The sequence below is a fragment of the Corallococcus sp. bb12-1 genome, assembly GCF_026626765.1.
Lineage (GTDB): Bacteria > Myxococcota > Myxococcia > Myxococcales > Myxococcaceae > Corallococcus > Corallococcus terminator.
In genome coordinates this window covers 25657-40056 of sequence record NZ_JAPNJZ010000026.1, presented here as the reverse complement: position 1 = coordinate 40056, position 14400 = coordinate 25657, and the positions used below count along the sequence as shown (strand labels likewise).

Genomic DNA, 14400 nt, shown 5'->3' with positions numbered 1-14400 from the left:
AAGGATGCCAAGCAGTTGGGCCGCCTGTCGCGCGTGCGCTCCAAGCTGAATGAGATCCCCTCCCTCAAGAAGATCGTCGTCTTCGAGGGTCCGGTCAGCGGCGACATGGAGGTTTCGCTCGCGGACGTGATCGCGTCCGGCAAGAGCGGCCCCCAGGCCACCGAGGAGTCCTTCGCTCAGCGCATCGCCGCGGTGAAGCCGGATGACACGAACCTGCTCATCTACACCTCCGGCACCACGGGCGACCCCAAGGGCGTCATCCTGACCCACGGCAACTGGGCCTATGAAGCGAAGGCCACCCAGGCCATGGGCATGATGAAGCCCGAGGACTCGGTGATGCTGTTCCTGCCCCTGGCGCACGTGTTCGCCCAGGTGGTGAAGGCCGCGTGGCTGTCCATGGGCTTCCGCCTCATCATCGCGGAGTCGGTGGACAAGCTGCTGGCGAACCTGGCGGAGACGCGCCCCACGGTGCTCCCGTCGGTGCCGCGCGTGTTCGAGAAGGTCTACAACAACGTCGTCGCCAACGGCTCCGCGGCGCCGGGCGTGAAGGGCAAGCTCTTCAACTGGGCCTTCGGCCTGTTCGACGAGTACGCCGAGGCCAAGGCGCAGGGCCGCGAATACAACACGCTGATGTTCGGCCTGGCGAAGAAGCTGGTCTTCTCCAAGGTGCGCAAGACGCTGAACGAGAAGCTGGGCGGCAACATGCGCATCTTCATCTCCGGCGGCGCGCCGCTGTCGCGGAAGATCGCCTACTTCTTCGACCTGCTCGAGCTCAAGGTGCTGGAGGGCTACGGCCTCACGGAGACGAGCGCCCCCTGCAACGCCAACCGCGTGGAGAAGATCAAGATCGGCACCGTGGGCCCGCCGGTGCCGGGCACGGAGATCAAGATCGCCGCGGACGGTGAGATTCTCGTGCGTGGCCCCTGCGTGATGAAGGGCTACTACAAGAACCCGGAGGCCACCGCGGAGGTGCTGGAGCCGGATGGCTGGTTCCACACCGGCGACATCGGCGAGGTGGACTCGGACAACTACCTGCGCATCACCGACCGCAAGAAGGACATCATCGTCACCGCGGGCGGCAAGAACGTGGCGCCTCAGAACATCGAGAACACGCTCAAGACGTTCCCGCTCATCAGCCAGGCCATGGTGTACGGCGACAAGCGTCCGTTCCTCGTCGCGCTCATCACCGTGTCGGAAGACCCGGCGCGCAAGCTCCTGGAGGACAAGGGCATCGCGGTGGGCAGCTACGCGCAGAACTCCCAGCGGCCGGAGATCAAGACGGCCGTCGAGGAGATCATCAAGAAGGTGAACGCGGAGATTCCGCCGTACTCCAGCATCAAGAAGATCGCGGTGATGGACGCGGACTTCACGCAGGAGTCCGGGGAACTCACGCCCACCCTCAAGGTGAAGCGCAAGGTCGCCAGCCAGAAGTACAAGACCGCCATCGACGCCATGTACGACGGCGCGAAGGTGATGGACTGAAGTTCCCCGCCGGGGCTCCCTGGCGTCCCCTGAGGGGCGCGGGGGGCCTTCGCGGTGGGTAGGTGCGGCACGCCAAAGCCCGACGCCCGTCCGAAGCCGCTTCGCGCGGTCCCCGGTACGGGCGTCAAGGGTGTGACGGCGCTGGAGGACGGACCTTCAGGGCCCGCCCGGACGGCTTCATGCGTGGTGGCTGGGAGACTTGGCCGCCACGTCCTTGTCCACGCCGGAGGCCGCGGACAGGGTGCCCGGCGTCTTCTTCTCGTCGACGTCTTCCTTCTCGTCGGTGGAGAAGCCGCGCTTGAAGTTGCGGAGCGCACTGCCCAGGGACGAGCCGAGCTGCGGCAGCCGCGAGCCGCCGAACAGCAGCAGCAGCGCCGCGAAAATCAAAAGAATCTCAGGAAGCTTCAAACCCATGGCTTCGCTCCTCGCACAATGCGCGCTGGAGCATAGCGGTGGGAGGTGGGTCGCGCTAGCAACTCCCGCCCGGGCCGCTCATGCCTGCCAGCCCGCTGGATGCGCGAGCTCCCGGGGCAGCGGCACCGGCAGCGTGAGGAACAGGGTGCTGCCGCCTGCGTCCGTCTGGGCACCGACCTGGCCGCCGTGCGCCTCCACCTCCTGCCGGGCCAGGAAGACGCGCAGCGGATCCTCCAGCTTGCGCTCGCGGAACGCGCGCTCCTCGCACTGGAAGACGGCGACGATGTCCTCTTCCGGAACGGGCGCGCCGTCGCGGCGCACCTCCACCCGCACCTGGGGTCCCAGGCTGACGGCCCGGACGTGAAGCTCCTCGCCTGGCTGCGCGCGCACCAGGTGGTGGTGTACGAAGGCCTCCACCGCGTGCTGGATGCGGCCCGCGTCCACCTCCACATCAGGCAGGTCCGGCAGCGGATCCATCACCAGCGCCACGCTGGCGGCGGAGGACGCGGCCCGCATGCGCTCCACCGCCGCGTCCAGGATGGGGAGCAGCGGCTGTCGCTCGCGCTCCACGGCCAGCGCGCCCAGCTCCGCGCGGCTCGAATCAAAGAAGTCCTGGGCGAAGGACAGCGAGCGGTCCGCGTTGCGCAGGATGGTCTCCAGGCCGCGCTGCGCCTTGGGCTCCAGCGGCACGCGCCCGTTGAGCAGCAGCGCCGCGTACGAGCGGATGTTGGCCAGGGACCCGCGCAGGTCGTGCGACGCGAGTGACAGGTAGCGCACGCGCTCCGCCACCCGCTCGGAACTCAAGGGCACCGGCCGCGTCCACACCAGCCGACCGCCGTCCTCCAGCGCTTCCTCGCCCGCCATCAGCGCGCGGCCCTCACGCTCCCACACGCCCCGGACGCCTTCGCGCGGGTGGAAGCCCGCGGCCGACAGCAGGCCGTCCAGGCCGTCCGCGGCCACGAGCGGCGGCAGCGCCTCCAGACCCAGGTGTTCAAGCAGCAGGGGGCCAAGCAGGCGCGGCGTCCCCTGACGGGACAGGAGCACGAGGCCGGGTGCTGGCTCGTGACTTGCCTCTGTCTCCCCCAACCATGTCACGCGGACCTCCCCCTGCCCTCATTCGGGTCTCCGGAAGGGTGCGCAGTGACTGTCGGTTTTGCAACGGGCTCCCGTTACGAGTGGGGGCGCCTTAATTTCTTGCGCCAGACGGTCCTCGGATGGTGGAAGCTAGATTCCGGAAGCGGCATCGAGGAGACACCTCTGACCTCGCTCAACGCACAGCAGACTGGTTCGCCCGTGGTTCTCGTCGTGGATGATGATCCCGACATCCTGGAGGCCCTTTCGGAGATCCTCGAAGCCGAGGGCTTCGAAATCCGCCGTGCCCGAAACGGAAAGGAAGCCCTGGAGCGTCTGGAGCCGGATCCGCCTCAGCTCATCCTGTTGGACCTGATGATGCCGGTGATGGACGGGTGGGAGTTCGCCCAGCGCATGCGCCAGAAGCCGTCCGTCGCGTCGATTCCGCTCATCGTCCTGAGCGCGGATCGCAATGTCGGCAGCAAGGCCAAGGACATTGGCGCGGTGGGGCACCTGGCCAAGCCGTTCGAACTCAACGACCTGCTCGCCATGGTCCGCCACTCGCTCAACCCGGTGGTGGAAACGACGCAGGCCTGACACGGACGCCTCCCGTGCTTGACCCGACCGGGGAGCCACCATTACGGTCCGCGCGGTATTGATTCACCAATCAACGTTGAAAAAGGAGCGAGCCATGGCGACCGCGAAGGACATCATCGAGACCGACATTCCCGCCGTCCTGAAGGAGAAGCCGGAGCTGGCGAAGGACATCAACGCCATCATCCACTTCGACATCGGAGGTGAGGGCGGCGGCAAGTGGACGCTGGACGCCACCAAGTCCGAGGGCTGGGTGACGCCGGGCATCGAAGGCGCGTCGAAGATGACGGTCACCGTCAGCAACGACGACTTCGTGAAGATCCGCGAGAAGAAGCTGAACGCGCAGATGGCCGCCATGCAGGGCAAGCTCAAGTTCAAGCCGATGGACATGGGTCTCGCGATGAAGCTCGCGAAGCTGCTCGGCTGATCTCGAAGCCGGCACGCTTCCCTTTGTCGAGTCGGCGGCGCGTTTCCTTCCAGGGGAACGCGCCGTCTTCCGTTTCAACCTCCCCCTTCTGGAGTGCCCCCCTCATGTCTCCGATGTCATCACCCCTCGCGGGCCTGCGCGTGTTGGACCTGTCGCGCCTGTTGCCCGGTCCCTACGCGACGCTGGTGCTGGCGGACCTGGGAGCCACCGTCGACAAGGTGGAGGATCCGGACGTGGGGGACGCCACGCGCCACATGCCGCCCCAGCGCGACGGCGAGGGCGCGCTCTTCTACGGGCTGCACCGCAACAAGCGTTCGCTGGCGCTGAACCTCAAGACGCCGGAGGGGCGGGACGCGCTCCTGCGCCTCGTGGCCCAGTACGACGTGCTGGTGGAGAGCTTCCGGCCCGGCGTCATGGACAAGCTGGGCGTGGGCGAAGCGGTGCTGCGCGCGAAGAACCCGCGCCTCATCTACTGCGCCATCTCCGGCTACGGCCAGACGGGCCCGGACCGGCTCAAGGCGGGGCATGATTTGAACTACGCGGCCCGGGCGGGCCTGCTGGGGTACGGCGGCGAACCGGACGGCGCCCCCGCGTTCCCGGGCGTGCAGGTGGCGGACATTGGCGGCGGCAGCCTGTTCGCGCTGGTGGGCATCCTCGCCGCGCTGCATGAGCGGGAGCGCACGGGTGTGGGCCGCTTCGTGGACGTGTCCATGACGGACGGCGCGCTGGCGTTCCTGCACCTGCACCTGGCCGCGCGCCTGTTCACCGGCGCGGAGGGCACGCCGCTCACGCGAGGCCGCGAGGCGCTCAACGGCGGCTACCCCAGCTATGGCCTGTATCGCACCGCGGACAACCGCTGGCTCGCGGTGGGGGCGCTCGAGCCCAAGTTCTTCGGCGCGCTCGCGGCGAAGCTGGGTCGTCCGGAGCTGCTGGACGATGCGTATGTGCCGGGCGAACCCGGTGAGCGCGTGAAGGCGGAGCTGAAGCGCATCTTCGAAAGTCAGCCCCTGGCCCACTGGCGCGAGCTGCTCGCCGGCGCGGACCTCTGCGTGGAGCCGGTGGCGGAGGGCGATGAGGTGCTGTCCGACGCCCAGCTTCGTGCCCGTGGCCTCTTCGTGGAGACGGAGGATGCGCAGCGAGGCATCCGGGTGACGCACCTGCTCACGCCGCTGCGGATGGGGGAAGTCCCGCTGCGTCCACCGCCCGCGCTGGGCCAGCACTCCCGCGCCATCCTCGAAGCCGCGGGCTTCACGGCCGAGGAGATAGCGCGCCTGGGGGTGTGAAGGAGTGCCGGCGGTGGCTTGCGAAGGATGCCGCCTGCGCGGGAAGGGGCGGCATCCGAAAGGGCGCCTTGCCGGCCCCGGTTCACTTCGCGCCGGAGGGCGGCGACCACAGGTCCCAGCCGCGCGCCGCGTGACACGCGTCTCCCACCAGGTCGAGGGCGAGCTGGGGCTCCTTCAGGGCCAGCGTCGCGGTGTCGCGAAAGGCGCCCGTGGCCTCCAGTCGCAGGGTGGCGCTCTCCAGCGCGGCGCGGGCCTCCGCCACCGCGCGGGCCTGCGCGGGCGTGGGCTTCCAGCCGGTCTCGTTCCGGTAGCGCCCCAGCGCCTCCAGCCAGTGTCCGTAGAACTTCACCATCTGCACCAGCACCGGGATGCGGTACGCGGGTGCGGCGACGAGCGCGGCTTCGTACTGGCGTGCCTCTGAACCCAGCCGGTACACGAGCACGTCCACCTGCGCGTCCAGCCGCGCGCCCCACGCCTTGCGCACCGAGGGGAAGCGGGCCCAACCCACGACGGCCTGGAAGAAGTGGAGCCCGCCACAGGGGTGCGCGTAGATGCCCTGCTTGTTCTTGGGCACCTCCGCGCGGCCGGCCTTCATTCCGTCCGCCAGCGCCGTATTGGCGGACTCCAGCGTGCCCAGCGCGGCGTCCATCACCGCGTCGATGCGCACCGTCTGCCTCGCGTCGTTCTGGAACGAGCCTCCAGGCTTGAGCACGTGCGACAGCGCATCCAGCGCCCACGCTCCGTCCGGCGAGGTGGCGAGCGCGGGACGGAAGTCATGCTGGAGCGACGCCACCAACTCGCGCAGCGACACCGGTCCCCACGACGCGGGGAAGGTATGCGACAGCGGGTAGCCTGAGAGCAGGAACGTCTTCACCTGGAGCGCCGGGTGGGGCTCCACGGGCGTGCCATCCGGGGCGAACGCGTCGAAGACGTAGCGCGCCAGAGCGCCCGCATTGGCGGACTCACGGCGCAGGAAGCCCGCGACGATGGCATCCGCGGCGGGACGCGCGTCGCGGGTGCGGAAGGCCCTGCCGTCCAGGTCCATGCCGTGCGCCAGCGCCCAGGGGTTTTTCGGATCCGCGGCGTGCGTGCGGCACTGCGCGTGGAGCACCGAGGCCGCGGAGACAGGCGTCGAAGCAGGAGCGGGCGGGGAAGCGCTCAGGGCGAACCCGAGCAGGGCCACGGAAGAGGGGAGCATGGGCGCGGGCCAGTGTCGCAGCCCGCGCCGCTGCGCGCATCTCCCAGCCTCTTCAGCGCACCGGGGAGGTGCTCTTCAGACGTGCGAGCATCCGCTCGATGATGCCGAACAACGACTCGCGGTCCGCGGGCTCCAGCAGGCCCATCAACCGACGGACGCCAGCGTCGGTCATCAGGTTGATGATCTTGTAGAGTTCACAGCCCTTGTCGGTGAGCTTCGCGGTGACGGCGCGGCGGTCCTCCGCGTCCCGTCCACGCTCCACCATCCCCATGTCCTCCAGCCGGTCCACCACTCCGGTGATGGTCTTCTTGGTGATGCCGATGCGCTGCGCCAGCACGCCCACCTGGGTGGGGCCGTCCATCCCCAACCAGCCCAGCGCGTGGACCTGGGTGGGGGTGAGCCGCATGTCGTCACAGAGGCTGGCCAGCGGATCCCTCAGGGAGCGGAAGTTGGCCAGATCCTTGAGGAGTGCCAGGAAGCGGCGCGAGTCCGGCGTGGACTGGTCGCCTTCCTGGAGCAGACGGTCCGCCGGCGACAGCTCGTCGGCGGGCTCGTCCGCGGCCTCCTCCAGCCCCCCGGAGCGCGCGTCGGCGTCCGGGGGCGGGGTGATGGAGGTGGGGCGGCGCATCAGGCCGTCTCCACCCGAGCGGCCGCTGCTGCTGCCGCCTCCCGCTCGCGGTCCTGGTTGCCGGGAGCGCCGTGCGCCGTGCCCGCGCCACCGGCAAAGCCCGCGTCCTTGTCCTTCTTGCGGCTGAAGCGGGCGGCGAGCTGATCCATCAGCGAGTACACCACCGGCACCACGCCCAGCGTCAGGAACGTGGAGGTGATGAGGCCACCGATGATGGTGATGGCCATGGGCGCGCGCGTCTCCGCGCCGTCGCCCTTCGCGATCGCCACCGGAATCATGCCGGCGATCATCGCGATGGTCGTCATGAGGATGGGACGCAGACGGATGGGCGCGGCCTCCAGCAGGGCTTCGTGCGCCGTGCGGCCCTTCTCACGCACCTGGAGCGTGAAGTCGACCAGGAGGATGCCGTTCTTCACCACCAGACCCATGAGCATGATGACGCCGATGAGGGCGAACATGGACATGGACTGGCCGGTGATCAGCAGGCCGCCAATCGCTCCGATGAAGGCGAAGGGCAGCGACAGCATGATGGTGAAGGGGTGGATGAGGCTTTCGAACTGGGCCGCGAGGATCATGTAGATGAGGATGATGCCCAAGAGCAGCGCGGTGCCGAAGGCGGCCACCGACTTGCCCAGCTCCTTCGCGTTGCCTTCCAGCTCGCCCCTGACGCTCTTGGGCAGCTCCTTGGCGGAGTAGGCCTGCAGGTAGGTGATGGCGTCGGAGAGCGCGTACCCGGACGCCAGGTTCGCCAGCATGGTGATCTGCCGCTGCTGGGCCTGACGGTCGATCTGCACCGGGCCCTCCGCGGGGGTGATCTTCGCCAGGTTGCGCAGCTCCACCAGCTGCCCCGTGGGCGAGCGCACGGCGAGCTGGCCGAGCGCGTCCGCGGAGGCCAGCGTCTCCGGCGTGAGGCGCAGCTTCACCTCGTACGTCTCACCGCCCTCGCGGTAGTCCAGCACCTTGTCGCGGCCCAGGTAGGCGCGCAGCGTGGCGCCCAGGGACGCGGCGGGGACGCCCAGCGTGGCCGCGCGGTCGCGGTCCACCTGCACGTCGTACTGCGGCTTGCCGGAGCGGTACGTCATGTCCACGTCGGTGAGGCCCGGGTTCTTCATCATCTCCTTGCGCATCTTCTCCGCGGACTCCGTCAGCTCCTTCCAGTTGTCACCGCGCAGGTTGTACTGCACCGCCTGCGAACGGTTGCCGCCGCCGGCCACGCCGGAGATGTCCTGCACGGACAGGAGGACGCCCTTGGGCGCGTGCATGTTCTGGCGCAGGTACGTCTTCAGCTCGCTCTGCTTGAAGCTGCGGTCCTTCACGGCCGACAGGTTGATGAGCACCTCGCCCTTGTGGACCTCTTCCTGCACGCCGCCGCCCGCGGTGGTGAACGTGGAGGTGACGCCAGGGATGGTGCGCACCTGCGCCTCCAGCGTGTCCAACTGGGCCTGGGTCTCCTGGATGGTGGACCCGATGGGCAGCTCCACCGTGAGCTTGATGTTGCCGTTGTCCTGCTCCGGGATGAACGTGAACTTGAGGAACCGCATCATTCCGAAGGTGGCGAAGAGCACCAGCACCGCGACGATCATCGACACCGCGCGGTGGTTCAGGATGGCGGCCAGGATGCGCCGGTAGCCGTTCTCCATGCCCACGAGCACCTTCTCCACCATCGCGGAGACGCCCGTCGGGTGGCCGTGCTCGCGCAAGAGCCTGGAGGACAGCATGGGCGTGAGCGTCATCGACACCACGTAGGAGATGAGCGTCGCCACCGCCACCGTGACACCGAACTGGTAGAAGAACTTACCGATCATGCCGTCCATGAAGGCCACCGGGATGAACACCGCCACGATGGCCAGCGTCACCGCGAGCACCGCGAGGGCAATCTGTCCGGCGCCCTCCAGCGCGGCCTGCATGGGCGACGCGCCCTCTTCCATGTGACGCACGATGTTCTCGATGACCACGATGGCGTCGTCGATGAGCAGACCGATGGACAGCGTCAGCGCCAGCATCGTGATCATGTTGAAGGTGAAGCCCAGCGCCGCCATCACCGCGAACGTGCCCACGACGGACACCGGCAGCGCGATGGCCGCCACGATGGTGGAGCGCAGGTTGCGCAGGAACACGAGCACGATGAGCACGGCGAGCACGCCGCCCAGGATGAGGTCCTCCTGCACCGCGTGGATGGACGAACGGATGAACCGCGCGTTGTCCGTCACGGTCTCCACCACCACGCCCGGGGGTAGCAGCTTGTTCATGTCGTCGAGCGACTCCTTCACCAGGTCCGCCACCTGCACCGTGTTGGAGCCGGACTGCTTGCGCACCACGAGCGCCACGGCGTTGCGATCCCCGCTCTTGGCGCTGGAGCGCTGCTCCGCGGGGCCGTCCACCACCTCCGCGATGTCGCGCACGCGCACGGGCGAGCCGCCCATGCTGGAGATGACGATCTCCCGGATGTCATCCACGCTCTTGGCTTCGGAGGTCAGGCGCACGATGCGCTCGCGGCCGCTGTCCGTGCTGCGGCCACCCGGGACGTCCAGGCTCTGCGCCTTGAGCGCCTGGCTGACGTCGCTGATGGCCAGCCCGTAGCCGCGCAGCCGTTGCGGGTCCACCACCAGCTGGATCTCCCGCTCACGGCCACCGACGATGTCGATGCTGCCCACGCCCGGCTGGCGCTGCAGGGCGGGCTTCACGATGTCGTCCGCGACGCGCGTCAGCTCCTCCACCGGCAGGGGACCCGCCAGCGCGAGGGTGATGATGGGGGCCGCGCCGATGTCGAACTTCTCGACGACGGGCGTCTCCACTTCATCGGGCAGCTTGCTGAGCGTGGCCTGCACGCGGTCGCGCACGTCCTGGGCGGCGACCTCCACCTTGGTGGACAGCTTGAACTGCACGACGATCTGCGAAACGCTCTCCAGGTTGATGGAGCGCAGCGTGTCCACGCCGTTGAGCGTGTTGAGCGCCTCCTCCAGCGGGTCGGAGACGTTCTTCTCCATGGACTCCGGGTCGGCGCCCGGGAGGATCGTCGTCACCGTGACGACGGGGAAGTCCACGTCGGGGAATTGATCCACGCCGATGCGCGGATAGGCGAACAGGCCGAACACCACCACCGCCAGCATCAGCATGGCGGTGAAGATGGGCCGTGTAATGAAGGTCTTGAGCATTCTTCAGGTACCCGAAGGAAAGGGGAGGGAAGGGAGGACCGGCGTTCGCGCTACTGCGCGACGCGCACCGCGGTCCCCTCCTTGACGTCCAGCGAGGCGTCGGCGAGCACGCGCTCCTCCGCCGTGAGGCCCTGCAACACCTTCACGTAGCCCGGCAGCACGCGCTGCACGCGCACGTCGCGCTTGCGCACGGTGCCGTCCTGCACCACCCACACGAAGCCGTCCTGGCCCTTGCTGCTGACCGCCTGAGAGGGCAGGAACAGGCCGTTGCCCGAATCGCCCGCGGCCTTGGAGAAGTCCATCTCCACGAGCGCGCCCGGGCGCAGCGGGCGCTCCGTCTTGCCCGTCACGTCCGCCAGCACCTCCACGGTGCGGCTCTGCGCGTCGATGACGGCGCCCACGTTGACGACCTTCGCCTCGAAGCGCATGCCGCTAGGGTTCACGATGCCCGGCGTGATGGTGCCCGGCGCCACGTTGTCGATGACCGACTCCGGCACCAGCATCCGGATCTCCAGCCCGTCGGCGTCCACGATGGAGAACACCGGGGTGGAGGGCGTCATCGCCACGGAGTCGCCCACGTTCTTCGTGCGCGAGGTGATGACGCCGTCGAACGGCGCGGTGATGTTGTGGTCGCGCAGGTTCTCCTCCGCCAGCCGCAGCGCCGCGCCAGCCTGGGCCGCCTGGGCAGCCGCCTGCTTCTGGCCGATCTCCGCCTGCTCCAGCGCGTTGGCCGCGACGCCGCCGGACTCGGCGACCTTGCGCGTGCGCTCCAGGGTGCTGGTGGCCAGTTGCAGCGACGCTTCCGCCATGTCCTTGGCCGCGCGCGTCTGGTCCACCGCGATGCGCACGTTGGACGTGTCCAGCACCGCCAGCACGTCGCCCTTCTTCACCTTGTCGCCCACCCGCACGTTCACCTTCATGAGCGTGCCGGTGGCGGACGGACCCAGCGTCGCCTCCTGCTTGGAGCGCACCTGGCCGGTGACGCGCGTCACGTTCTGCGCCAGCTCCGTGGCCGGCGTGATCGCCTTGACGCCCATCGCGTTCGCGCCTTCCTGCGGCGTCGGAAGCTGCGCCTTCTCCGCCCCCGCCTTCGAGCACCCTGCCGTCGACACCGCAACGGCCACCACGGCGGCCAAGATTCGCTGATTCACGCGTCCGAACTCCTGCCGGTTGTCCGGCGGATCACCCGCCCGGATACCTGCTCCGGCTGATATTCTTTGGGGGCTAGAAATTACCGATGCTCGATTATCTGTCAAGAGGATACTCCGTAATGCGGACTATCCACCCTCAAGGGGACCCTGCGGGCCTGCCTGCTTGCTCCGGGAGCTGAACACCGGGGGCGGCGCGTTGCGTCAGCATGATTTGACGCGATGCAGGGAGCAAGGGACGGCGTGCGTTGCTTGTGGCTGACACGAAGCGCCTGTTATTGATTCGCGAGTCAATCCACGCCGGAAACACCCCCCGAGTCACTTTCCGAGGACCAGCGATGCTCAATCCGTTCACCGAGGATCACGAGGCGTTTCGCAAGACGGTGCGCGCCTTCGTGGAGAAGGAGATGGCGCCGTACGGACTGGAGTGGGATCGCGCGGGCATCTTCCCCCGCGAGCTCTTCAAGAAGTGCGGCGACCTGGGCTTCCTGGGCATCAACCACGACCCCAAGTTCGGCGGCAGCGGCCTGGACTACTGGTACGTGACGGCGTTCGCGGAGGAGCTGAGCCGCAGCCGCAACGCGGGCGTGAACATGGCGCTGCTGGTGCAGAGCCAGATGGCCACGCCCATCATCAACGAGATTGGAACCGACGAGCAGAAGCGCGAGTTCCTGGAGCCCGCGCTCAAGGGCGACCGCATCGCGGCACTGGGCGTGAGCGAGCCGGGCTGTGGCTCCGACGTGGCGAGCATCAAGACGACGGCCCGGCGCGACGGTGACGACTACGTCATCAACGGCTCCAAGATGTGGATCACCAACGGCACGCGCGCGGACTTCATCACGCTGGCGGTGCGCACGGGTGAGCAGGGCTACGGCGGCATCTCGCTCGTCACGTTCCCCACGGACGTGAAGGGGTTCAGCATCTCCAAGAAGCTGGACAAGATTGGCAACCTGTCCTCGGACACGGCCATCCTCTACTTCGAGGACTGCCGGATTCCGGCCCGCTACGTGCTGGGCGAGGAGAACCAGGGCTTCTACCACGTGATGACGAACTTCCAGGGCGAGCGCCTGGTGGGGGCCATCACCACGGTGGGCGGCATGGACCGGATGCTGGAGGACGCCATCCAGTACGGCGGCGAGCGCGAGGCGTTCGGCCGGCCCCTCATCAAGTTCCAGGTGTGGCGCCACAAGTTCGTGGAGCACCTGGCGGCGGTGGAGGCGGCGCGGCGGCTCACCTACCACGCGGTGGACCTCTTCGACCGGGGGGAGAACCCGGTGAAGGAGGTCTCCATGGCGAAGCTGTTCGCGGGCGACCTCGCGCAGCGCGTGGCCTACGACTGCCAGCAGTTCTTCGGCGGCATGGGCTACATCGAGGAGACGCCCATCGCGCGGATGTGGCGGGACGTGCGGCTCATCACCATCGGCGGTGGCACCTCCGAGGTGATGAAGGAGATCATCTCCAAGCTGTACGGCTTCTAGCCCCTACTTCTTGCGGAAGAGGGACTCCGCGGCGCTGAGCAGCGCGTCGCGTGAGTCCTTATGGTGCAGGCCGCCTTCGCCCAACTGGAACAGTTCGCAGAAGTTGGCCCCGTCCTTGTCGCGGGGCACCTCCGCGAAGGGCTCCTTGCAGGCCTTGGCCACGGAGAGGTCGAAGTGCCGGCAGTTGCGGCACGAGCGCAGGTCCTCGTCACAGCCCGGGCAGGCGTCGTTGCGGCCCACCTGGTTGGCGATGATGCCGAGCGAGCGTCCGCAGTGCGCACAACCGGGCATGGCAAGGTCCTCCCCGTGAATGGCCGGGGCGGCATCCTGCCAGAATCCAGGAACCCGGGGCCTTCAGCGCTGGACGCTGGGCGTGAACGCCGGGGTGGGGTGCGAGGAGGCTTCCTGGGGCCGGCGCAGCTCGCCGGTGGCGTCCAGGAGCTGGTCGTCCAGCCGCTTGAGCAGGAAGAGGACGTAGGCGGACAGGGCGGACAGGACGGCGGCCATGACGCCCAGCAGCATGCCCCGCTGCCAGCGGTGGGCCTTCTCCATCACGCCCCGGCGCTCCTTGAACGTCTTGAGCTGGGCGTCCACGGACGTCCCGTCCAGCTTCTGGGCGAAGTCGGTGGCCTGGGCGTTGCTCCGGGCCATCAGCCACCGCCCTTCCGCCTGGAGGGTTTCGGCGCGCGTGTAGCAGAACGCCGCTCCGCCCGCGAAGAGCAGGGAGATGGTCAAGGCCGCTGTCACGCTCCGGGTGCCCATGCCCTCAACCCTCCGGAAAAACCGTTGGCGCGGACGATGAACAGGCCGCGACTGCTCCGGCTTTCCGAAGACAGTATCGGATGCTAGGGACGGGGTCTGACATGGGCAAGTCCTACCGTCCTAAAGACCACTATTTCCAGAAAGCCAAGCAAGAGGGCCTGCGCGCGCGGTCGGCCTTCAAGGTCGACGAAATCCTCAAGCGCTTTCCCACCTCCGTGAAGAAGGGCGCGGCGGTGTTGGACCTGGGGGCGGCGCCGGGCGGCTTCCTCCAGATTCTCGTGGACGCCGTGGGCGTCTCCGGGCGCGTCATCGGCGTGGACATCGTCGCCATCCGGCCGTTCTCCCAGAAGCAGGTGACGACGGCGGTGCTGGACGTGTTGGCGGACGACTTCGACGCGAAGCTGGCCGCGCTGTACGACGGGCCGTACGACGCGGTGATCTCCGACATGGCGCCCAAGACGTCCGGCATCAAGGGCACGGACGAGGCGCGCAGCCTCCGGCTCGCGGGCAAGGCGCTGGAGGTGGCGGCGGTGCGCGGCCGGGCCGGGGGCACGTTCGTGGCCAAGGTCTTCATGGGCGGCGACTTCGAGGACTTCCGCGACGAGGTGCGTCGTCTGTACGAAGAGGTGAAGGTGGTGCGGCCGGAGGCCACGCGCGGCGCCAGCATGGAGGTCTACGTGGTGGGGCTGCGGCGCCGGGCTCCGGCGACCCCCGCGGCCCCCATCGCTTCCTGACGCGAAGAGGGAACGCCTGCGGGGTG

At 68.4% G+C, this 14400-nt stretch carries 14 protein-coding genes; 6 read left to right on the top strand and 8 right to left on the bottom strand.

Going from position 1 to position 14400, the window contains the following annotated elements; translation table 11 throughout:
* A partial coding sequence (locus tag OV208_RS31090) for an AMP-dependent synthetase/ligase (protein WP_267577566.1) occupies positions 1 to 1482 on the top strand: 1482 nt, incomplete at its 5' end.
* Positions 1483 to 1659: 177 nt separating this feature from the next.
* On the opposite strand, the gene OV208_RS31085 is transcribed toward OV208_RS31090, so the two are convergent.
* Both OV208_RS31085 and OV208_RS31080 read right to left on the bottom strand, forming a co-directional pair.
* Positions 1660 to 1896, bottom strand: coding sequence for a twin-arginine translocase TatA/TatE family subunit (locus OV208_RS31085; RefSeq protein WP_267577565.1), 237 nt, complete (start codon positions 1894 to 1896; stop codon positions 1660 to 1662).
* 78 nt (positions 1897 to 1974) lie between these two features.
* Entirely contained in the window at positions 1975 to 2940 is a 966-nt protein-coding gene (locus OV208_RS31080) for a sensor histidine kinase (protein WP_267577564.1), read from the bottom strand.
* A 249-nt stretch (positions 2941 to 3189) separates the two neighbouring features.
* Between OV208_RS31080 and OV208_RS31075 the strand changes: the two genes are divergently transcribed.
* From OV208_RS31075 to OV208_RS31065, 3 genes are all read left to right on the top strand, one after another.
* Positions 3190 to 3564 (top strand): response regulator, encoded by a 375-nt coding sequence (locus OV208_RS31075; protein ID WP_120539859.1) that lies wholly within the window; start codon positions 3190 to 3192, stop codon positions 3562 to 3564.
* A 94-nt stretch (positions 3565 to 3658) separates the two neighbouring features.
* A complete protein-coding gene (locus tag OV208_RS31070; RefSeq protein WP_267577563.1) occupies positions 3659 to 3988 on the top strand; it encodes an SCP2 sterol-binding domain-containing protein in 330 nt (109 codons plus the stop codon).
* 104 nt (positions 3989 to 4092) lie between these two features.
* Entirely contained in the window at positions 4093 to 5271 is a 1179-nt protein-coding gene (locus OV208_RS31065) for a CaiB/BaiF CoA transferase family protein (RefSeq protein WP_420715061.1), read from the top strand.
* A gap of 82 nt (positions 5272 to 5353) precedes the next feature.
* Here OV208_RS31065 and OV208_RS31060 read toward each other — a convergent pair whose 3' ends face one another.
* From OV208_RS31060 to OV208_RS31045, 4 genes are read right to left on the bottom strand one after another with little or no spacing between them, the layout of a single operon-like run.
* Entirely contained in the window at positions 5354 to 6469 is a 1116-nt protein-coding gene (locus OV208_RS31060; RefSeq protein ID WP_267577562.1) for a hypothetical protein, read from the bottom strand.
* 52 nt (positions 6470 to 6521) lie between these two features.
* A complete protein-coding gene (locus tag OV208_RS31055) occupies positions 6522 to 7097 on the bottom strand; it encodes a MarR family winged helix-turn-helix transcriptional regulator (protein WP_267577561.1) in 576 nt (191 codons plus the stop codon).
* Positions 7097 to 10252 (bottom strand): efflux RND transporter permease subunit, encoded by a 3156-nt coding sequence (locus OV208_RS31050; protein ID WP_267577560.1) that lies wholly within the window; start codon positions 10250 to 10252, stop codon positions 7097 to 7099. The genes OV208_RS31055 and OV208_RS31050 overlap by 1 nt, the downstream gene beginning before the upstream one ends.
* Before the next feature lie 50 nt (positions 10253 to 10302).
* Positions 10303 to 11403, bottom strand: coding sequence for an efflux RND transporter periplasmic adaptor subunit (locus tag OV208_RS31045; protein WP_267577559.1), 1101 nt, complete (start codon positions 11401 to 11403; stop codon positions 10303 to 10305).
* A gap of 335 nt (positions 11404 to 11738) precedes the next feature.
* Between OV208_RS31045 and OV208_RS31040 the strand changes: the two genes are divergently transcribed.
* A complete protein-coding gene (locus OV208_RS31040; protein ID WP_267577558.1) occupies positions 11739 to 12878 on the top strand; it encodes an acyl-CoA dehydrogenase family protein in 1140 nt (379 codons plus the stop codon).
* A gap of 3 nt (positions 12879 to 12881) precedes the next feature.
* Here OV208_RS31040 and OV208_RS31035 read toward each other — a convergent pair whose 3' ends face one another.
* Entirely contained in the window at positions 12882 to 13169 is a 288-nt protein-coding gene (locus OV208_RS31035) for a hypothetical protein (RefSeq protein WP_267577557.1), read from the bottom strand.
* A gap of 63 nt (positions 13170 to 13232) precedes the next feature.
* Positions 13233 to 13640, bottom strand: coding sequence for a hypothetical protein (locus OV208_RS31030; RefSeq protein ID WP_267577556.1), 408 nt, complete (start codon positions 13638 to 13640; stop codon positions 13233 to 13235).
* Positions 13641 to 13720: 80 nt separating this feature from the next.
* Here OV208_RS31030 and OV208_RS31025 point away from each other — a divergent pair, with 80 nt between their 5' ends.
* Positions 13721 to 14374 (top strand): RlmE family RNA methyltransferase, encoded by a 654-nt coding sequence (locus tag OV208_RS31025; protein ID WP_267577555.1) that lies wholly within the window; start codon positions 13721 to 13723, stop codon positions 14372 to 14374.
* The last annotated feature ends 26 nt before the right edge of the window (positions 14375 to 14400 follow it).

What these genes read in the sequence shown, in the direction of transcription:
- OV208_RS31085 (WP_267577565.1), bottom strand. Translation starts at nt 1,896, where the DNA reads ATGGGTTTGAAGCTTCCTGAGATTCTTTTGATTTTCGCGGCGCTGCTG.
- OV208_RS31070 (WP_267577563.1), top strand. Translation starts at nt 3,659, where the DNA reads ATGGCGACCGCGAAGGACATCATCGAGACCGACATTCCCGCCGTCCTG.
- OV208_RS31065 (WP_420715061.1), top strand. Translation starts at nt 4,093, where the DNA reads ATGTCTCCGATGTCATCACCCCTCGCGGGCCTGCGCGTGTTGGACCTG.
- OV208_RS31060 (WP_267577562.1), bottom strand. Translation starts at nt 6,469, where the DNA reads ATGCTCCCCTCTTCCGTGGCCCTGCTCGGGTTCGCCCTGAGCGCTTCC.
- OV208_RS31055 (WP_267577561.1), bottom strand. Translation starts at nt 7,097, where the DNA reads ATGCGCCGCCCCACCTCCATCACCCCGCCCCCGGACGCCGACGCGCGC.
- OV208_RS31050 (WP_267577560.1), bottom strand. Translation starts at nt 10,252, where the DNA reads ATGCTCAAGACCTTCATTACACGGCCCATCTTCACCGCCATGCTGATG.
- OV208_RS31040 (WP_267577558.1), top strand. Translation starts at nt 11,739, where the DNA reads ATGCTCAATCCGTTCACCGAGGATCACGAGGCGTTTCGCAAGACGGTG.
- OV208_RS31035 (WP_267577557.1), bottom strand. Translation starts at nt 13,169, where the DNA reads ATGCCCGGTTGTGCGCACTGCGGACGCTCGCTCGGCATCATCGCCAAC.
- OV208_RS31030 (WP_267577556.1), bottom strand. Translation starts at nt 13,640, where the DNA reads ATGGGCACCCGGAGCGTGACAGCGGCCTTGACCATCTCCCTGCTCTTC.
- OV208_RS31025 (WP_267577555.1), top strand. Translation starts at nt 13,721, where the DNA reads ATGCTAGGGACGGGGTCTGACATGGGCAAGTCCTACCGTCCTAAAGAC.